The sequence below is a fragment of the Mucilaginibacter sp. BGA-UO-ETr-C110 genome (assembly GCF_059567985.1).
The window spans coordinates 1,787,515-1,807,860 of sequence record NZ_JCAQPB010000002.1 but is presented as its reverse complement, the minus strand read 5'-3'; the positions used below and the strand labels follow the sequence as shown (position 1 = coordinate 1,807,860).

The 20,346-nt window shown below is 41.1% G+C and carries 13 protein-coding genes; 6 read left to right on the top strand and 7 right to left on the bottom strand.

Features of this window, described 5'->3' with window-relative positions; genetic code table 11:
* Positions 1-165: 165 nt before the first annotated feature.
* From AC57BQ_RS08575 to AC57BQ_RS08545, 7 genes are all read right to left on the bottom strand, one after another.
* Positions 166-687, bottom strand: a complete 522-nt coding sequence (locus AC57BQ_RS08575; protein ID WP_496405872.1) for a DUF4251 domain-containing protein — start codon at positions 685-687, stop codon at positions 166-168.
* Between the two features lie 147 nt (positions 688-834).
* Positions 835-1,446 (bottom strand): YdeI/OmpD-associated family protein, encoded by a 612-nt coding sequence (locus AC57BQ_RS08570; RefSeq protein WP_496405871.1) that lies wholly within the window; start codon positions 1,444-1,446, stop codon positions 835-837.
* Between the two features lie 139 nt (positions 1,447-1,585).
* On the bottom strand, positions 1,586-3,469 hold the full coding sequence (gene htpG, locus AC57BQ_RS08565) for a molecular chaperone HtpG (protein ID WP_496405870.1): 1,884 nt from the start codon (positions 3,467-3,469) through the stop codon (positions 1,586-1,588).
* Positions 3,470-3,922: 453 nt separating this feature from the next.
* A complete protein-coding gene (locus AC57BQ_RS08560) occupies positions 3,923-4,501 on the bottom strand; it encodes a thioredoxin family protein (protein ID WP_496405869.1) in 579 nt (192 codons plus the stop codon).
* 7 nt (positions 4,502-4,508) lie between these two features.
* Positions 4,509-5,078 (bottom strand): NADPH-dependent FMN reductase, encoded by a 570-nt coding sequence (locus AC57BQ_RS08555; protein WP_496405868.1) that lies wholly within the window; start codon positions 5,076-5,078, stop codon positions 4,509-4,511.
* A 106-nt stretch (positions 5,079-5,184) separates the two neighbouring features.
* Positions 5,185-6,534, bottom strand: coding sequence for a sensor histidine kinase (locus AC57BQ_RS08550; RefSeq protein ID WP_496405867.1), 1,350 nt, complete (start codon positions 6,532-6,534; stop codon positions 5,185-5,187).
* Positions 6,524-7,879, bottom strand: coding sequence for a sigma-54-dependent transcriptional regulator (locus AC57BQ_RS08545; protein ID WP_496405866.1), 1,356 nt, complete (start codon positions 7,877-7,879; stop codon positions 6,524-6,526). The genes AC57BQ_RS08550 and AC57BQ_RS08545 overlap by 11 nt, the downstream gene beginning before the upstream one ends.
* 426 nt (positions 7,880-8,305) lie before the next feature.
* Between AC57BQ_RS08545 and AC57BQ_RS08540 the strand changes: the two genes are divergently transcribed.
* From AC57BQ_RS08540 to AC57BQ_RS08515, 6 genes are all read left to right on the top strand, one after another.
* Entirely contained in the window at positions 8,306-9,556 is a 1,251-nt protein-coding gene (locus tag AC57BQ_RS08540) for an efflux RND transporter periplasmic adaptor subunit (RefSeq protein WP_496405865.1), read from the top strand.
* A 116-nt stretch (positions 9,557-9,672) separates the two neighbouring features.
* Positions 9,673-10,350 (top strand): ABC transporter ATP-binding protein, encoded by a 678-nt coding sequence (locus AC57BQ_RS08535; RefSeq protein WP_076373372.1) that lies wholly within the window; start codon positions 9,673-9,675, stop codon positions 10,348-10,350.
* Positions 10,351-10,562: 212 nt separating this feature from the next.
* On the top strand, positions 10,563-12,989 hold the full coding sequence (locus tag AC57BQ_RS08530; RefSeq protein ID WP_496405864.1) for an ABC transporter permease: 2,427 nt from the start codon (positions 10,563-10,565) through the stop codon (positions 12,987-12,989).
* A gap of 54 nt (positions 12,990-13,043) precedes the next feature.
* The gene (locus AC57BQ_RS08525; protein WP_496405863.1) at positions 13,044-15,443 is read left to right on the top strand and encodes an ABC transporter permease; all 2,400 of its coding nucleotides are present in this window, start codon (positions 13,044-13,046) and stop codon (positions 15,441-15,443) included.
* Between the two features lie 24 nt (positions 15,444-15,467).
* Positions 15,468-17,849, top strand: coding sequence for an ABC transporter permease (locus AC57BQ_RS08520; protein WP_496405862.1), 2,382 nt, complete (start codon positions 15,468-15,470; stop codon positions 17,847-17,849).
* A 33-nt stretch (positions 17,850-17,882) separates the two neighbouring features.
* A complete protein-coding gene (locus AC57BQ_RS08515) occupies positions 17,883-20,243 on the top strand; it encodes an ABC transporter permease (RefSeq protein WP_496405861.1) in 2,361 nt (786 codons plus the stop codon).
* Positions 20,244-20,346 lie beyond the last annotated feature (103 nt).

Below are 20,346 nucleotides of genomic sequence, written 5' to 3'. Positions count from 1 at the left end.
AGAGCAAAGTATTCAATGTCATTAACCTGCTGCCTGTAGAATTGAGCGAAAGTTTTATGCGCTGTCTGAATGTCTCCGGCTTCGGACGGTTATGCTCATCGAGCAGTAGTACCCTTATATCAGCTCAGGGTCCCTTTCAGGAGACCCTGAGGAGACGGGAAAAGCTTATTTTCCCCGCTTTTCAATAGTGCCGTTAAAAGAGATCGGATCGCGGTTACTGCTGGTTACCTGAAGTGAAGCATAACCATCTGCAGAAATGTCAAGTCTTAAGGTTTGCACGTCGCGCCAATCGCTGATGTTTTTGTCCTTGCCGGTTGGTTTTATAATAATACTCCAGCCACCCTTTTTACCCGCTTTTGAAGTATAAGTAAAGTGGGTATTGGTAAATTTAATACCACCCTCTGTAGGATTGTAAGGAGCGGTATAGGCCCTGCCAAAATAGGGTAAAAACGCGGCAACGGTATCCTTGGATACAGTCAGATCATAATCCGAAGTTAACGACCGGCTTGAACCTCTCATAGGCAGAGCATAATTGGCTTTAAATACATAGTTTTGGGCCTCGACCATATTTTTTATAGCCAGGGCGCGGGCAGCCTTTTTATCTTTGCTGGTACTTTGAGCATTAACTATGTTAATGCTGATAAAAGCCAACAAAAGCAATACTGATATATTCTTTAACAATTTCATAATTAAGTATTTGTTGGTTAGACGATAAAGTGATACTGAGGTTTAATTACTATTAAAGTTAAGCATTATTTAAACAACAAAATCACCCGTTTTTGCGGATGATCTGGTACAAATTGAATAAGTTTACTTAGTTTTTGCCAAATTAGCTTATTTCTCGTATTGCCAAAATCTGCCTTTTCCTTGAGCTATCCATTCCATAGATTGTTCGATCCTTTTTTGCCTTGTGGCTTCTGTTTTTGCATCGGTTATCCAAATTAAATAGTCTTTACGAAAAGAGGCGGATTTACTTTCAAAAATTTCCTTTACTACTGGATTAGCTGTCAGGGCTTCGCTAAAATAGTCTGGCACTTCAATTACTTTTGGTTTTTCAGATACAGACTTCGCTTTTTTTACTCCATTTTCATTTAAAACCATAGCTTCTTTGATATAAGCTACCAATGTTTCCTTCGCCGGCAGGTCTGATAACGATTTTAGTTTGTCCATATATCCCATCTTTTGTCCTGCCTTTACACTCTCTATTATCTTTGTATCACTCATTAGTTCCGCTTTGTAAAGGCTAAATGAGCAATGGTTTTTATAGCCCGCAAGGATACACATCATATCACTTTTATAATCAAAATGCGGATTGCCCCATTTAATGATTTCTTCAACTTCCGGGCATGTTTCATGAATTATTTGTCGTAAATATTCCATGATCGGCTTTGCGAAATCTGCAGATTTTTCGATATACTCATCAAATTGAGGATTAAATTTTGACATTTTAAGCGTGTTTTATAGTCTGATTTATAACTGTTTACAACAAATCTAAAATAATAAAAATAAAAAGCCACCCGTTTTATACGAGTGGCTTAGTTTTAATATAATAGCTTTTTATTTCAAATTATTGAAATACAGGTAGTTATATCAAATTAACGCTACGGTTAACGAACTCTGTAAGCTCGGCACCTGTCAATAAACCTTGAGAAAGCAGGGCCAAATCAAATGCCTGTTTTGATAATTGAGCCTGGGTGTTTTCATTTTCTTCCTGTAATATACGGTTGATCAGCTTGTGGTTTCCATTCACAATTACCTTGTAATTATTGGGCATATTGCCATAAAAACTCATACCGCCGCCCATAGCTGCCATATCTTTCATACGGCGCATAAATTCGTCCATAGTAACGGTTACAGGTAGCTCATCCGGGTTAAGGCTCTCTATTTGAACGTTGTATGCCGGCTTGTTAATAGCTTTGTTAAAGATGTCTTTCACTTTGGTTGACTGCTCTTCGGTCAAAATGGTTTCCGGAGCATCATCTTTTTTGATCAGCTTATCGGCAACATCAGCGTCAACACGTTTCAACGATGTTTTTTCCAGTTTCTGCTCTAGCTGACTGATGAAGTGATTGTCAATAGGAGAGTTCATCACCAGTACATCGTAACCTTTTTTACCAGCCGACTGGATAAAGGCATCCTGTTTTGCCGGATCATTGGTGTAAATATAAACCAGCTGACCATCCTTATCGGTTTGTATGGCTTCTACTTTGTCTTTATATTCGGGCAGGGTGAAGTTCTCGTTCTTGGTATTGGTCACCAAAACAAAGTCTTTGGCCTTGTCATAAAACTTGTCTTCGCTTACCATACCGTATTTTACGAACAAACCTATATCTGTCCATTTTTCTTCGTAGGCTTTACGGTCGCTTTTAAATAGCTCTGACAATTTATCAGCTACTTTTTTGGTAATGTAGCTGTTGATCTTTTTAACGTTGCTATCGGCTTGTAAAAAGCTGCGGGATACGTTAAGCGGGATATCTGGTGAGTCAATAACACCATGTAACAACATCAGGAACTCCGGTACAATGTCTTTTACCTCGTCGGTGATAAATACCTGGCGACTGAATAGTTTGATCTTGTTTTTTTGTACCTCAAAATCATTTTTCAGCTTAGGGAAGTATAATACACCGGTCAGATTGAAAGGATAATCTACATTCAGATGGATCCAGAATAGGGGGTCTTCGCTGAAAGGATAAAGCGTTTTGTAAAAGTTAAGATAATCCTCATCTTTTAATTCTGATGGCGCTTTTGTCCAGATAGGGTTGGTATCGTTGATGATGTTATCGTGTTGAACATCAATGTATTTTGGTTTGCCTTCTTCATCTACACCATCTTCTTCACTGTCAGTTTTAGTACCAAATTTAATAGGTACAGGTAAAAATTTACAGTATTTGTCCAGTATCTCCTGAAGCTTGTGCTCATTCAAAAACTCTTCCGATTCGCTGTTGATAAACAGGGTGATTTCGGTACCGCGTTCTTCCAGTACGCCTTCGCCAATTTCAAACTCGGTACTGCCATCGCAAACCCAGTAAGCAGGTTCGGCGCCGTCCTGGTATGAAAGTGTCTGAATTTCAACCTTATCAGCTACCATGAAAGCCGAATAGAAACCTAAACCAAAACGACCGATGATCTCATTAGCGTCTTTAGCTTCTTTGAATTTCTCCATAAACTCAGTAGCGCCCGAAAACGCGATCTGGTTAATGTATTTTTTGATCTCTTCAGCGGTCATACCCAGACCGTTATCAGATATGGTGATGGTCTTTTTGTCGGCATCAAAAGCTACTTCAACACGCAGATCGCCCAATTCACCGTTGTATTGACCGAGGGAGGCCAGGCGTTTGATCTTTTGGGTAGCATCTACGGCGTTTGATACCAACTCGCGCAGAAATATCTCATTATCAGAGTACAGGAATTTTTTAATGATCGGAAAAATGTTCTCGGTGTGAATCGAAATACTGCCTTTTTCTTGCATAATATTTTTATATGATTGATTTAATATGATTTTCGATCTGTAGCCATCAATGCCTGTTCCAAAGGGTGTGATGTTGTCAAATTGGCAGTAAAGATTTTTTGAGGTCAGCTGCCGGGCAGATGTTAAAACTTTGGATAAGAGGCTTTTTAAAGCTTAAATTTTAACACTTTTTTGGCCAAAACTGGTCGTTTTTCATTCAAAAAGGCCTCAAAATTGAGTCAAAACCATCGATTTTAACACTTTTTAACAAATTTTAACACGTTTTTTTACTTTAAAAAGTATTAAATATTTGATAATCAGATTTCTATATACAAAATGGTCTGTTTTTGTTCTATTTAATCCTTAACTAAACAGCCCGGCTCTCTGTGTAAAAGAGAGCCGGGCTGCTATTGATATAAAGATACGAAAATTCCGGGGCATCATCAAATGCTGGTTAAGGTATCTGCTATTCGCTTAATTTGTACCTGCTGGTTTTGCTGCCGGGGCGGGTTGGTTGAGCGCGAAACGTTTGCCAATAACGACCAGATCATCATCGCTTAGTTTCGAGGTTGATTTTAGCAGCTGAACAAAATAGGCCACTTCGCTTTCGCTGGCCGGGCAACCTACATTATCGCCATAGGTATCCAACGAAGCGCCTTTTGGTCTTACCTGGCTGTCGCCTAAGATCTTTCCTTTTTCATCCAGGATCAACCAAAAGGGCAGTCCTGATTTTTCGCCATGAAATTTTGCCAGGGCTTCTGTTGATCCCGGGTTTTCCAGGTTCTTTTTGGCAGGCTGCTCCAGCACGTCCAATGTGGCTATCACATAGTTGTTATCGATCATTTGTTTACAGGATGGATCGTTCAACGAAGCTTCCATTTTTTTGCACCAGCCACACCACGAAGCATGAAATATCAGCATTACCTTTTTATGTTCTTTGGCAGCCTGCGTATAAGCCTGTTTCAATACCTCATCGGCCGATGGGTTAGTGGTCTGCGCTCGACTGCTAAGGCCAATCGCCATCACAAACATTAATAAAATGATCTTTTTCATGGTAAATTTATTGAGGTGAATCTGTCACTAAAGGTAAAAAATTATGCAGCAATATTTTTAAGTTTTCTTCGGTATCCTGGTGAGTGATAGTGCCTTCCGCGTTTATTTTGGAGCGGATGAAGGGAATAAGCAGTGTAGCGCCATCAATAACCCGACTATTTAACGCACCCAGCGTAAGCAGGAGCGAGGCATGGGCATGTTCGCCACCTAAGGAGGCTGTAATGAGCGCCACCGGCTTTTCGACCAATGAACTGCTCGATACCAGCCAATCGAGCATGTTTTTAAGCTGCCCGGGCACGCCAAAGGCATATTCCGGCGTGCAAATAATCAGGCCATCGGCATTGGCTAAAAGCCCGCGTAAACGCGCCACAACGTCCGGTGGGTTATCGTTATCTAAACCAGGATCAAAAGGCGGTATCAGGGCCAGTTCGTTGTATATAGTATAATTAATATCGGCAGGAGCCTGGGTAGCCAGGTATTTCAGGATATGGTGGTTAGATGAACCGGAGCGCAGACTGCCGGGAATGGCGAGGAGACTTCTCTTTCCCTGATTTGTTAGAATTACTTTATGTGTCATACTCATCCATTAAAAAAAATGTCATTTCTCTCTATCGTTCGAAATGACACCGCTTTTTATTTAAAATTTAAAAACCAGTAAGTTTTAATTCCCTCTTTAGGGGGCTCTACGGTATAAACTGCAAAATAAACGAGGATCCCTTGCCCTCGGTTGATTGAACCTGTATGTTGCCTTTATGCAGCAGCATGATCTGCTTGCATAGGCTGAGCCCTATACCGCTACCGGTTTTACGGGTACTGAAGAAGGGGATAAAGATCTTATCAAGCAGTTCGGGTGGCATGCCTAAACCATTATCGGTCACCTTTACAAGGGTTTTACTGTTATTCTGTAATTCTCCTGATAGTATCAGGCGCGGTTCATCGCGGTCTTTTACGGCCTCTATGGCATTCACCAGCAGGTTAATCATCACTTGCTCTATCAGGTTAATATCGGCCTGTATGGCCAGGGTAGGGTCACGCAGGATAATTTCCAGTTCGATGTTCTTTTTCTCGAGTGTGGGCCGCATCAGGCTGGCCAGGTTTTCAAACAGGTCGCGCACCAGGATCTTGTTCAGATCGAGCTTGGTGATCTTGTTGAGGCTACGGTAGCTTTCGGTAAATTTGAGTAAACCTTCGCTACGCCTTTTGATGGTATCGATACCCAGTTCCAGGTCTTCCAGTTCGCTGCTTTGAATGGCACCGGTTATTTCGGGACTTTGAAGCCGGTTCTTCAACGTATCCGCTAATGATGATATAGGCGCCACCGAGTTCATGATCTCATGGGTCATTACGTTGAGTAATTTCGACCATGCCTTCGATTCGGTTTCATCCAGGGCTTCACTTACGTTCTGGAAAGCTATCAGTTTGTACAAGATATCATCGCTGCGCATAACGCTGGCCGTGATGAGCATTTTTACCAATTGCTGGTTGCGGGTAATGGTGATGATCTTACTATCGCCGGGTTTTACGATGGTTAATTCATGGTACAGGGCCGGGTCGCGTTTTTCGAGCGAATGAACGGTTTTGAGATAAGGTATACCGATGAGGTTTTTAAAGGCCTCGTTGATCCAGCTGATGTTACCGGTTTCTTCCTCGAACGACAGGATGCCGGTATCTACCAGTTCCAATATTTTTTGCAGGTAATGGTACTGCGTTTCGCGCTCACGGCTGATGAGCTTAAAGGTGGTATTGATATCATTAAAACCTTTACGTAATGGCTTTAGCTCATTAGGTGCACGGCGAACATCAAAATGCCTCGAAAAATCGCGGTAATGTATCGACTCCACAAACTGGTTTACCTCGTCCTGTGCTTTTTTCTGAAAGCGGATCATCTCAATAACCGCGTACACGATGAGCGGGATAAAAATAACCAGGTACAGTGGTTTGCCGCTAACAATAACAAATGAGGCGGCAATCAAGGCCAGAAACATCAGGAACACGCGCAGCAAGAGCCGCCATTCATATCGGTTAAATATCATATTTGCTTAGTCTGCGGTATAGGGCTGTGCGGGTTAATCCCAATTCTTTAGCAGCCCGTGTTATATTACCATTATGTTTTTCAATAACCCTTAGTATAGCATTCTTTTCCAAAGTGCTTAATTGGATGTTATCATCATCGGCAATGGTTTCGGGCGCTGTTTCCAGGATCGAAAATATCAGGTCATCCGGGCGCAGTATGTTTTCATCGGCCATAATCACCGCTCTTTCAATCGTATACTGCAATTCGCGCACGTTGCCGGGGTAATTGTATGATTTTAATTTTTGTAAAGCCGCGGCATCAAAATCCATCGAAGGTTTAAGGTACTTGCTGGCATACAACTTGGCAAAGTGCCTGGCCAGTATGGAAATATCTTCATTGCGGCGGCGCAAAGGAGGCATATTGATCTCAACGGTATTGATCCGGTATATTAAATCCTTACGGAAGCGGTTCTCATTGGCTAGTTCATGCATAGGCACGTTGGTAGCGCAAATCAACCTGATATCGATATCAACGGCTTTGTTGGTACCCAAACGGGTTACCTGCCGGTTTTGCAGTATGGTTAATAATTTGGCCTGTTGCTGCAGGGTAATATTACCAATTTCATCCAGGAACAGGGTACCGCCCTGCGCGTCTTCAAACCTGCCGGTACGATCTTCGCGGGCATCGGTAAAAGCGCCTTTTTTGTGACCAAAAAGCTCACTCTCAAATAAAGTATCGGTAAGGGCGCCTACATCCACTTTAATAAATGGCTTATCTGCACGTAGTGAACGTTCATGTATAGCTTTGGCCATCAGATCCTTGCCTGTGCCGTTTTCGCCCAGGAGCAGGATATTAGCATCGGTAGGGGCAATTTTATTTACCTTGTAAAAAATATCCTGCATCACTTCCGATTCGCCCAGGATAGAAGTGTCACCCGCCGTGCTTTTCACCGCGGTTTTGGTAGTTTTTACGCCTTCCTTTTTATCTAACAGCTCTTTTATAGTGGCTATCAGTTTTTCGTTATGCCATGGCTTTACAATAAAGTCATTAGCACCTTCTTTTAAGGAACGTACCGCCAGATCAATATCGCCATAAGCGGTTATCATGATCACGCATACGTTAGGTTTCCAGTCCTTAACCTTACGCAACCAGTATAAACCCTCGTTGCCAGTATTAATAGCGCTATTAAAATTCATATCCAGCAAAACCAGGTCAACCTCGTTGCGCTGCAACAACCAATTCAAATTCTCCGGGTTTTTCTCGGTGATCACTTCCTGGGCTTCTGTTTTCAGTAAAAGCTTAACGGCGGTCAGCACATCCGGGTCATCATCAACAATTAAAATAGTAGCTTTTTTTAATATCATATTTTTATATAGTTCATAGTTGATAGTTCATGGATCATAGTTAGTAATTGGTAGTTGATAGTTTATAATTAATGTCTTTATAAATATTTAGCCCCGCCTAAATCCCACCCAAAAGCGAGGTTGGGTGAAGCCAAATAGCATTTTGTTGCTATGAACCATCAACTATGATCTATGAACCATAGAAACTTTGTGCAAATTAGTAATTGAATGCTTAAATTTCATACCAGTTATAATAATACAAGTATTAAACTGTAAATCAATAATGAAGGGATACCGCAAAATTGTATCACTGTATCATAACCGGACACTTGCTGTAACAGAAGCGTACGCTTTAATTGCTTATTTGTAGTTTAATGTGTTGAAATACAGTAATTTAATTTGTGGCATATCTTTTTGTTATGACTTATCAAAATATAATAAACTACAGTGGACAGAAAAATTGAAAAAAAGACCTGGAACAATAAACGGATACTAACAATTGCGGGCATAACAGGCATTATTTTATTAGTTGGCGGCAGTATTTATTTTACATCGGGTAAAAGTAAACTGGATGTTGATACCGAACGCATAACCATCAGCACTATCACCAAAGGCCCGTTCCAGGAGTTTATCCCGGTTAATGGTGTGGTAATGCCACTGACCACTATTTATCTTGATGCTACCGAGGGCGGTGTTGTTGAAGAGAAATTTGTTGAGGATGGCGCCAACCTGAAAAAAGGCGATCCGATTTTAAAACTGTCCAATACCGATCTGGAGTTGAGCCTGGCCAACCAGGAAACTGCTGTATATGCCGAGCAAACCCAAATGCAGATATCGCATAACAACGCGCAGCAAAATACCATCACCAAATTAAATACCATGGCCGATGTAGAGAACGCTTATAAAGAAGCCGAAAGGGTTTATAAACTCGACAAGCATCTTTATGATCAAAAAGCCATTGGTTTACAACAATATCAATCTGATAAAAATATGTACGACTATCAGGTTAACCGTTATAAATTAGCCAGACAAATATTAGTACAGGATACGGCACTGGTTAAGCAACAGGCTTCGCAATCACAGGAACAATATGCGCACATGAAAACAACATTGGAGCTGATGCGTAAAAAAGTGGCCAGTTTGGTTTTGAGAGCGCCTGTTGATGGCCAGCTAACCTCAATGGATGCAGAAGTTGGACAAAATAAGAAACAAGGTGAGCACCTCGGACAGATAGATGTTCAGTCGGGATTTAAGGCAAGGGTTGATATTGACGAACATTATCTTTCACGTGTATATACCGGTTTAAAAGGCGATTTTCAGTTTGCTGATAAAACTTATAATCTGGTGATCAAAAAGGTTTTTACTACGATAACTGCCGGAAGGTTCCAGGTTGATATGCAGTTTGTTGGTGAGGTGCCAAAAGGTATTCGGAAAGGGCAAACCTTACAGGTAAGATTGGCATTGAGTGAAGAGAGAATAGCCGTATTACTCCCTAAGGGCGGTTTTTACCAGCAAACCGGTGGTAACTGGATATTTAAAGTAAGCGAAGATGGTAAGCGTGCTTATAAAGTTGATATACAAGTTGGCCTGACAAGCCCGGATTACTTTGTTGTAACCGGCCTAAACCCAGGCGATAAGGTAATTACCTCAAGCTATGAAACTTATGGCGACATACAGGAGCTGGTACTGAAAAAATAAATTGACAAAACTGCAACGAAAAGCAGCTATAAAACATCATATATAAAAAAATAAACTTAACGAAACATAAAAAATATTCTACCCGCCACATGGCGGGGATGATCCAGGAGGCACAAATGATAAAAATTACTAATCTCGAAAAATTCTACCGTACCGAAGAGGTAGAGACCATAGCTTTAAATAAGCTATCGATTGAAATTGCTACCGGCGAATTTGTGGCCATCATGGGCCCCTCTGGTTGTGGCAAATCAACATTGCTTAACATACTGGGGATGCTGGATGATCCGGATGCAGGCAGCTATGTTTTTAACGATATTGAGGTAGCCCATTTTACCGAGCGTAAACGTGCCGATCTGCGCAAGCATAACATCGGCTTCGTATTCCAGAGCTTTAACCTGATCGATGAGCTTACCGTATTTGAAAACGTTGAACTGCCTTTGATATACACCGGTGTAGCATCGGCCGAAAGGGTAAAAAGGGTAGAAGAGGTATTGGATAAAATGCAGATCATGCACCGCCGCAACCACTACCCGCAACAGTTATCAGGTGGTCAGCAACAGCGTGTGGCCATTGCCCGCGCGGTAGTTAACAAACCCAAACTGATACTGGCGGATGAGCCCACCGGTAACCTGGACAGCAGCAACGGTAATGATGTTATGGAACTGCTAACCGACCTGAACGAACAAGGAACCACCATTATTATGGTTACGCACTCTGAGCATGATGCCCGTTATAGTCACCGTATCATCCGCTTGTTGGATGGCCAGAGCGTAATGGAGAATATCATGGTTTAAACCAAAACATCTCCCAAAAAGAAAATAGTTTATATAAGTTAGTAAGTGCCTCGCTATCCTCTCCTGATTAGGAGGGGGTAGCTTGAGTTTTTTACTTACCGCCAGCGGTATAGTTCAATATCCTTTAAATTTAAAGAAACGTGGGATAAACAGCCGGTTTTAAAGAAGGGGAAATGGTGTTTTATAATAGTTAATATTTAACGCTTACGTAAATGATCAAGAATTATATAAAAACAGCTTTCCGCGGTCTTCAAAAAAACAAAGGGTTTACCACCATCAATATCCTGGGCCTGGCTTTAGGGCTGGCAACCTGCCTGCTCATCGTGCTGTATGTAATTGATGAATTAAGCTACGACAGATATAATACCAAGGCCAATAGGATATACCGGATTAATGAAGACCTTAAACTGGGCGATAACAGCGTACAGTATGCGGTATGTATGCCACCGTTGGCTAAAACCTTAAAAGCAGATTATCCTTACGTTGAAAATGCTGTCCGCTTAAAGAATGCCGGCAGCTGGCATGTTAAAAAAGGCAATTCCAATATACTGGAGAACCGGCTGGTTTATGCCGATCCTTCATTGTTTGATGTTTTTACCTTACCGATGATCAACGGGAGCCCGGCATCGGCCCTTGCAGAACCTAATAGTGTTGTAATTACCGAAACTACAGCCAAAAAATATTTCAACAGCATTAATGTTGTTGGTAAAACACTGGTGTTAAATGATAATACGCCATTTAAAATAACCGGTGTTATTCGTGATGTGCCTAAACAATCACATTTCAATTTTGATTTCTTCCTGTCGATGCCTACCTGGCCTGATAGCCGTTCCAATGAATGGTTAAGGAGTGATTATAATACCTATGTTTTATTAAAAGCCCCCTCTGACGCCAAAAAACTGGAAGCCAGCTTTCCGGAACTGTTAAAGAAATTCAGCGGTGCGCAAATGCAGGCACAACTAAACATGAGCATTGATGCTTTTGAAAAAAGCGGCAGCTTCTTCAGGATGAACCTCATTCCGCTAACAGATATCCATTTAAAATCGAGCCTGAGCGGTGAGTTAGGCCCCAATGGCACTACGCAGTATATTTACATATTTTCGGCAATAGCCATTTTTATTCTTTTAATAGCCTGTGTAAACTTCATGAACCTTTCCACAGCGCGCTCGTCAAACAGGGCCCGTGAGGTTGGGGTACGTAAGGTTTTAGGCTCCGACCGTAAGCAACTGATCGCTCAATTCTTAACTGAATCTGTATTGGTTACGTTTGTAGCTACCTTACTGGCATTTATAGTAGCTTTGTTTTTATTACCGTTGTTCAACCAGCTATCCGGTAAAGAACTGGTCATTAACCGCGAGTCGTTGGTATGGATAGTTCCCGCATTATTATTCATATCCTTATTTGTTGGGGCAATAGCGGGTTCATATCCGGCTTTTTACCTGTCGGCTTTTCAACCGGTTGATGTTTTAAAAGGCAAATTAGCCGCTGGGTTTAAAGGTAGCAGGCTCAGGAGTTTCCTTGTAGTTTTTCAATTCTCCATATCTATTTTCCTGATCATTGGTACACTGGTGATATATAACCAGTTAAATTATATCCAGACAAAAAATTTAGGTTATAACCGTAACCAGGTACTTATTATTCAAAACGTTTTTGAGCTTAACAAACAGGCTAAAATATTTAAGCAAGAAGTTAAAGAAATTCCGGGTGTTATCAGTGCCACCATGACGGGTTTTCTGCCTACTTCCAACTGGAAAAGCACGGCGATCTACTATAAAGACGCCACCCTCGATCAAAAAAAATCCCTGTTCCCGCAAAGCTGGGAAATTGATGAGGATTATGTAAAAACACTTGACATGAAGATAGTGGCAGGGCGCAGCTTCTCCAAAGATATGCCTACAGATTCCGCGGGCATTATACTTAATGAGTCGGCTGCTAAGTTCCTGGGATTTAATGATGTCAATAAAATCCTGTATAAAAGCCAGGGAGGCAAAAATACGCTGGATAATGTAAAGAAATGCCACGTAGTGGGGATTGTAAAAGACTTTAATTTTAATTCCCTGCGCGAAAGCATAGGTCCGGTGGTGATGACACTGGCAGAAAATACAGGTGCTTTGAGTATTAAGGTTGATACTAAAAACCTGCCTGCCCTGTTATCCCAAATAAAAGATAGGTGGAAGGAATTATCACCAAATGTACAGATCAATTACTCGTTTATGGATCAGGAGTTTGATGCCTCTTACGGCACAGAACGACGTACAGGCCAGATATTTATTGTATTTACTTCGCTGGCCATTATCATTGCCTGCCTGGGTTTATTTGGTCTGGCTGCCTACGCCGCCGAGCAACGCACCAAAGAGATAGGGATACGTAAGGTATTGGGTGCCAGTGTGTCGGCTATTGCGGGCATGCTATCTAAAGACTTTATTAAGCTGGTATTCATTTCTATTTTGATTGCCTCGCCCATAGCCTGGTACCTGATGAATAAATGGCTACAGGATTTTGCCTACCGGATAAATATCCAGTGGTGGGTTTTGGTGCTGGCTGGTATAGCGGCTCTGTTTATAGCGGTTGTTACGGTAAGTTTTCAATCGATCAAAGCTGCAATTGCTAATCCCGTTGAGAGTTTGAAGAACGAGTAAGGGAGTTGAAAGCAGAAAGCGATTTAGAGTTTAGAAATTAGAATTTCAATTATTATGATCAAAAACTTTATAAAAATAGCCTGGCGAAACCTTATTGCCAATAAACTTTTCACTTCACTTAATATTGTCGGGCTGGCAATAGGTATGTGCGTTTGTATTACATTATTTGCTTGCATTTCCTCCGAACTGAGTTTTGATCGCATGTACAAAAACTCTAAAAATATTTATCGGGTGAATATGCAAACGACCGCCAAATACAACTACAAAGTTTGGGCAGAGATACCTAATTCCGTCGGTCCGGCCATTGTTCAAAGTATTCCCCAGGTTAAAAATATGACCCGCCTTATCAAACATGATTTTGGCGCGTCGGTATCACTGAAAACAGGAGATAAAAATTTTGCCGAAAAAGGCTTATACCTGGCTGATTCGACGGTCTTTAACCTTTTCGATATGAAGTTTGTTGAGGGTAATGCACAAAATGCTTTTTCCCAGCCAAAATCCATTGTGCTTTCACAATCGGCCAAACAAAGGTTATATGGAACTGAGCCAGCTTTCGGAAAAATAATTTATGTAAATAATCGCGATACGCTGCATGTTTCTGGTGTTTACGCCGATTTACCGGTTAACAGTACCATCGACTGTGATATGATCTATAATATTATGGATTCATGGATGGGGAAGAATGTATACTGGAGCAACGCCAGTTACGAAACCTATTGCCTGCTACAGCCCGGTGTAGATGTCGCGAAGGCACAAGCATCTGCTAGTGGACTTATTGATAAGAATGTAGCAAAGGATAATAAATATTTTACCAATTTTATATTCCAGCCCCTGGCTGATATTCATCTTTATTCGGCTGATATACGTGAAGGTTACTCTGGCAGAATTGGTAGTATCAGTACGGTAAAAGCGTTGATGTTTTTATCACTGCTGGTATTGATAATTGCTTGTATCAACTACATGAACCTGGCTACTGCACGCTCGCAAAAACGCGCTAAGGGGATAGGCGTTAATAAAGTTTTAGGAGCCAATAACAGTAATTTGTTGATGCTGTTTTATACTGAAACTGCCTTGCTCTCACTTATTGCTATTATTATAGGCTATTTGTTTGCTTTCGCTGTAAAACCAATGTTTCAAAATATTACCGGTATTGAGTTGAGTACATCGGCATTTTTAGAGCCGCCGATTTTGCTGGGTTTATTCTCAACCTGGATTTTTGTGACATTGGTTGCCGGCAGTTATCCTGCATTTTCTATGTCGCGCATTTCACCGTTGGTGTTAATGAATAAATTGAAATTAAAGCACTCTTTTGCCGATCTCATCCGTCGGGCTCTGGTGATATTTCAGTTCGCGTCGTCTATTATTCTCATCATCTCTGTTATTGTTATACTTCAACAGATCCGATATATCAGAAACCGGGATCTTGGTTATAATCCCAATGGTGTGGTCGCGGTTAATATAAAATCAGCGCAAAATAAACAGCAGATGACAGCATTCATGAATGGGTTGCGAGCCATGGCTGCTGTTGAAAGCTTTTCGGCAGTGCAATCTATTCCTGGTGATGTAGAGAGTGGTAGAAGTGTTCGAAAACTGGCCACCGACAAAGAGGGTATGCCTGTAAAAACCTGCCATACCGATGGTTCGATTGTGAAAACCATGCAGTTAAAACTGCTTGCGGGCAATTCACTCCCGCAAAAACTGGCTGAGGGGGATAGCACTTGTTATGTATTGATCAATGAGGCTGTTATGAGATATCTTGGCTTCAAATCGCCTCAGGACGCTGTTGGAAAACAGATCGGCACGGAGATGTTGGACAAATCTATAGTTAGCGGCGTGGTGAAGGATTTCAATTATAAATCGCTTAAGACCGAGATAGGAGGCTATATATATTATGAAATGAATAAAGCCCCGGAATCGTTAACAACTCTGCTTATCAGGTATAATACTAAAGACCTGCCGCGTTTTATGCAGCAGTTACAAGTTAGTTTTAAAACTGATATGCCGAACTCAAGCTTTGATTACGAATTTCTGGACAGCCATATTCAAAGTTTATACGCTTCTGAACAGCACACGGCCCAAACTGCAACTGTATTTTCATTGCTGGCGATATTGGTAGCATGCCTTGGATTGTTTGGATTAGCAGCCTTTATTGCAGAGCAACGGACAAAAGAGATCGGCATCCGCAAAGTGCTTGGAGCAGGCGTATCTGGAATTACCAGGTTATTAACCAAAGATTTTTTAAGGCCAGTTTTGGTATCATTTTTAATAGCTTCGCCTATAGCCTGGTACCTGATGAACAAATGGTTACAAGGTTTTGCTTACCGGATAAATATCCAGTGGTGGGTTTTGGTGCTGGCTGGTTTGGCCGCTCTGTTTATCGCTGTTATCACCATAAGTTTTCAATCGATCAAGGCTGCAATTGCCAATCCGGTTGAGAGTTTAAAGAATGAGTAGAATAATAGACTTAAATTAAGACCTATGTTCAGAAACTACATCAAAATAGCGGTTAGAAGTCTTTGGAGACATAAAGGGTTTTCGATAATAAATATTATCGGCCTGGCAGTGGGTCTGACAGCTTGTTTCCTAATCTATATAAATGTAAAGTTCGAGCTGAGTTATGATAGCTTTAATGAAAAAGCTGATCAGATCTATCGGGTCTCAACCGATATAAAACATCCTAATTCCATAATTTATACCGGGAGCTCATTTATTCAAATGGGCCCCGCACTACAACAGGATTATCCGCAAGTAAAAGCTAATACGCGAATTTCTGGCGCACATTTTTTGGTGCAGTACAGAGAATCAAAATTTCAGGAAGATAACCTGATCTATGCCGATCCTTCTTTGTTTTCCGTTTTTACTTTGCCCGTTGTAAAAGGCGATGTAAAAAATGGTTTTAAAGCTCCGTATACAGTAGTAGTAACACAAACCATGGCTCGGAAGTATTTTGGCGATATCAATCCCATCGGCAAATCATTACTTCTTAATAGTAAAGTCCCTGCGTTAGTCACCGCTGTTATAAAAGATGTACCCTTAAACTCACATTTTCAATTTGATATGGCGATTTCCTTTGCAACACGCGAAGTACTGTATCCAAGTATGGACAATTGGACAGATCTGGGATGCTCTACTTATATCGTATTGCCCAAAGGGTACAATTATCACCAATTAGAAGGTTTGCTACCCGCTTTTGCAAACAGACACTATACTCAGTCTGACAAAAAGGAGGGAGCCGGTTATGACTTTTCAATGCAGCCTTTAAAGGATGTTTATATGGATGCAAAAAGGAGGGCGCCAGAAACGGGCGATTTGCATAATGTTAAAATATTTTCACTTATCGCTGCATTTATCATGCTGATAGCCTGCATTAACTTTATCAATTTAACAACTGCAAGAGCCACAGAAAGAGCTAAAGAAGTGGGTATCCGTAAAGTAATTGGCGCAGCAAGGAAGCAATTGATCATCCAGTTTTTAAGCGAGTCGTTTATTATATGTTTGATCGCTTTTTTGTTATCGGTCTTATTCAGCTATTTATTATTGCCGTTTTTTAATCAGTTATCAGGTAAACAGATCAGTACTAGTATTTTTTCAAATGGTTATTTGTTGCAACTTTTTATAGTATCCTGTTGTATTGGGGTTATAGCGGGTTTGTATCCGGCATTAGTGCTTTCTGGTTTCAAACCTATAACTACCTTAAAAGGGAAGTTCAGCAAATCAAGCAGCGGTATTTTATTACGCAAGGGCTTAGTAGTTACTCAGTTTACTATATCTATGGTGTTGATTATAGGTACCATAATAGTTTATAACCAGCTAAATTATATGCGTAGCCAGCCACTTGGTTTTCAGAAAAATCAAATGCTTACCATTGATTTTTCTCGGGATACAGCAGTGCAAAATCGTTCGGAATTAATAAAGAGCGAACTAAAAAAGATCCCTAATGTGGAATCTGCCACGGCATCCAGAGGTATACCTGGGTATGGTCATAGCAACCGTGACTCCCAAATAGAGAATAAAGCAGGGGCTATGCAACATATGGTTATTAATTTGTTCGAGGTTGATTATGATTTCATTCCGCAATTTGAAATGAAGCTGGCTGCCGGGCGCATATTCTCAAAAGCGTTTGGTACCGATGCCACACAGTCTATAGTAATTAATGAAACAGCGGCTAAAATCCTTGGATACCGCAGCCCTGCGGAAGCTATTGGTCGGAATTTCTCGCAAGACGAACGTACAGGTAAAATCATTGGTGTAGTAAAAGATTTTCATTATCAATCGTTACAGGAATCTGTACAACCTTTAAACATGCGCATTAGTCCGGGACTCACCAGCACGTTTACTTTAAAAATTAAATCAAACAATATTCCTGCAACTATAGCTGCTATTCAACACAGATGGAAAACACTGGTACCTGAGCGCTCCTTTAACTATGCGTTTGTTGATGATACATTTAATAAACAATACGCAGTGCAGGTTAATTTCGGTAATCTCTTTCTGTATTTTGCTATGTTGGCTATATGTATTTCATGTATGGGGTTATTCGGCTTAGCATCATACAGTACGTTACAGCGTACCCAGGAAATTGGGATCCGCAAAATATTAGGTGCTTCAGTATCTGGTATCGTAAATATGTTATCAATAGATTTTTTACAACTTGTGCTTCTATCATCATTTATTGCGTTTCCGGTAGCCTGGTGGTGCATGCATGTTTGGCTACAGGATTTTGCTTATCGCATTGGTGTCAGTTGGTGGGTATTTGTTATTGCCACTGTGCTTGCGCTTATCATCGCGTTCGCGACAGTTAGTTTCCAGGCTATTAAAGCCGCGATAGCAAATCCGGTAAAAAGCTTGCGAAGTGAATAACAAGATTAATTAGTATTTAAGTTTAAAACAATTATGATCAAAAACTTTATAAAAATAGCCTGGCGGAATTTATTGCGTCACAAATCATTTTCGCTGATAAACATTGCCGGTTTGGCGATAGGTATGGCGAGCGCCGCACTTATTTTATTCTGGATCCAGAACGAGGTGAGTTACGACCAGTTCCATACCAATAAATCGCGGCTGTACCTGGCTTATAACCGGGCGGTTTTTGATGGCAAACTGTGGTGCTGGTCAACAACGCCTACCGTAATGGGACAAACTTTAAAACAAGAATATCCCGGCGTAGAGGAAACCGCACGTACAACATCGGCCAATTTTCTGTTTACTGTCGCCGACAAACATTTGAACATCCCCGGCTATTTTACCGATCCGGGTTTCCTGACCATGTTCAGTTTTCCATTGATCAAAGGAAGTGCTAAAACGGCGTTAAATACCATTCATTCTATAGTTATAACCGAAAAGCTTTCCAAAAAACTATTTGGTAACGATGATGCCATAGGCAAAGTTGTCCGGATTGATAGCGTTGACAATTTTACTGTTACCGGGGTATTAAAGGCATTGCCCAACAATACCCGGTTCGATTTTGAATACCTGATCCCCTGGAGTTATTTTGTAAAAACACAAGGTGGTGATGAGAAAAACTGGGGTAATAATTCTGTACAAACCTGGGTGCTGGCTAAACCTAATGTTTCTGAAACAACCTTAAATAAACAGGTGTTAAATATAACCAGATCACACTCCGACCAAAAAGACGATGATGTATTTATGCACCCCGCAAGTAAATGGCGGCTATACTCAGAGTTTGAAAACGGCAAAGTAGTGGGCGGCCGTATCAACACAGTAAAGTTATTTGGGGTAATTGCTATGTTCATTTTGCTTATTGCCTGTATCAACTTCATGAACCTGAGTACGGCACGTAGTGAACGCCGCGCCCGGGAGGTAGGCATACGCAAAGTAGTAGGCGCTCAAAAAGGCTCACTTATAGGTCAGTTCCTCGGCGAATCCATATTGCTGGCTTTTATTGCCGGGGTAGTGGGGCTTATTATAGTGCAAATTAGTCTGTCGGGCTTTAATCAATTAACCGATAAGCAGTTATTTATACCGTTTGGCGATGTTGGGTTTTGGTTTGTATTCCTGTTGTTTGTAGTGTTAACTGGTTCTATAGCCGGCAGTTATCCCGCTTTTTATTTATCATCCTTTAAGCCGGTAAGTGTATTAAAGGGCACGTTCAAGGCGGCAAATGCTTTGGTTACTCCGCGTAAGTTACTGGTGGTTCTACAGTTTACTTTTGCCATTGTACTCATCATTTGTACCATTATTGTCCGCAACCAAATGCAGTATGCGCAGGATCGTGAGCTGGGTTACAAAAAAGACAACCTGGTGTATACCATGATGATGGGCAGCATTGAGAAGAATTATAAAATGATCAGAAGCGAGTTGATCAGTAGCGGGGCAGCAACTTCGGTAACCAAAACCAGCTCGCCCATTACCCAGCGGTGGAGCGATAGTTGGGGATTCGATTGGAAAGGGAAAGATCAAAGTCAGAAAATTGATTTTATTGTTTACAATACCGATGGGGATTTTGTAAAAACAATGGGATTGAAAGTTGTAGCCGGCCGGGATATCGATGTTGCCACTTATCCAACCGACTCAACTGCTATGCTGCTGAACGAAGCATCCGCCAAAGTTATGGGCTTTAAAAATCCAATAGGTCAGATCGTAAAAACTGGCGATAACCATACCTGGCATATTATAGGCGTGATTAAGGATTTTATTATCGAATCACCTTATGAGCCGGTTCGACCAATGCTTGTACAGGGCCCAAAATCCTGGTTTAACGTAGTACATTATAAATTAAACCCTACTAATACTACCGCCGAGAACCTGAAACGGGCCGAAGGGGTATTTAAAAAGTACAATTCGGAATATCCCTTTGAATATCACTTTGCCGATGATGAATACGCCCGGAAATTCAATGATGAAAGGCGTACCAGCACACTGGCAAGCTTGTTTGCCGGCTTAACCATATTTATATCATGCCTGGGTTTATTTGGCTTAGCGGCTTATATGGCCCAAAATCGTCAAAAAGAGATTAGTGTACGCAAAGTATTGGGGGCATCGGTTTCCCACCTGACCACTTTATTATCCAAAGACTTTTTAATGCTGGTGCTTATATCATTTTTGATAGCGTCGCCAATAGCTTGGTATGGTATGCATGTTTGGTTGCAAAATTATACGTACCGTATCCATATTCAGGTTTGGGTATTTATAGCGGCAGGTTTGTTAACCATGATCATTGCTTTAGCTACAGTTAGTTTTCAATCTATAAAGGCTGCGCTTACCAACCCAATAAAAAGTTTAAAGAACGAGTAGGGAAGGTGCATTGAAAATGTTTTTCTTATTGCTCAAAAAACTGTATCATATTCGTACAGCTGTTGTTACAGTTACGTACGCTTGATTAAAGCTATTTTTTTAT

What these genes read in the sequence shown, in the direction of transcription:
- AC57BQ_RS08575 (WP_496405872.1), bottom strand. Translation starts at nt 687, where the DNA reads ATGAAATTGTTAAAGAATATATCAGTATTGCTTTTGTTGGCTTTTATC.
- AC57BQ_RS08570 (WP_496405871.1), bottom strand. Translation starts at nt 1,446, where the DNA reads ATGTCAAAATTTAATCCTCAATTTGATGAGTATATCGAAAAATCTGCA.
- htpG (WP_496405870.1), bottom strand. Translation starts at nt 3,469, where the DNA reads ATGCAAGAAAAAGGCAGTATTTCGATTCACACCGAGAACATTTTTCCG.
- AC57BQ_RS08560 (WP_496405869.1), bottom strand. Translation starts at nt 4,501, where the DNA reads ATGAAAAAGATCATTTTATTAATGTTTGTGATGGCGATTGGCCTTAGC.
- AC57BQ_RS08555 (WP_496405868.1), bottom strand. Translation starts at nt 5,078, where the DNA reads ATGACACATAAAGTAATTCTAACAAATCAGGGAAAGAGAAGTCTCCTC.
- AC57BQ_RS08550 (WP_496405867.1), bottom strand. Translation starts at nt 6,534, where the DNA reads ATGATATTTAACCGATATGAATGGCGGCTCTTGCTGCGCGTGTTCCTG.
- AC57BQ_RS08545 (WP_496405866.1), bottom strand. Translation starts at nt 7,879, where the DNA reads ATGATATTAAAAAAAGCTACTATTTTAATTGTTGATGATGACCCGGAT.
- AC57BQ_RS08535 (WP_076373372.1), top strand. Translation starts at nt 9,673, where the DNA reads ATGATAAAAATTACTAATCTCGAAAAATTCTACCGTACCGAAGAGGTA.
- AC57BQ_RS08530 (WP_496405864.1), top strand. Translation starts at nt 10,563, where the DNA reads ATGATCAAGAATTATATAAAAACAGCTTTCCGCGGTCTTCAAAAAAAC.
- AC57BQ_RS08525 (WP_496405863.1), top strand. Translation starts at nt 13,044, where the DNA reads ATGATCAAAAACTTTATAAAAATAGCCTGGCGAAACCTTATTGCCAAT.
- AC57BQ_RS08520 (WP_496405862.1), top strand. Translation starts at nt 15,468, where the DNA reads ATGTTCAGAAACTACATCAAAATAGCGGTTAGAAGTCTTTGGAGACAT.
- AC57BQ_RS08515 (WP_496405861.1), top strand. Translation starts at nt 17,883, where the DNA reads ATGATCAAAAACTTTATAAAAATAGCCTGGCGGAATTTATTGCGTCAC.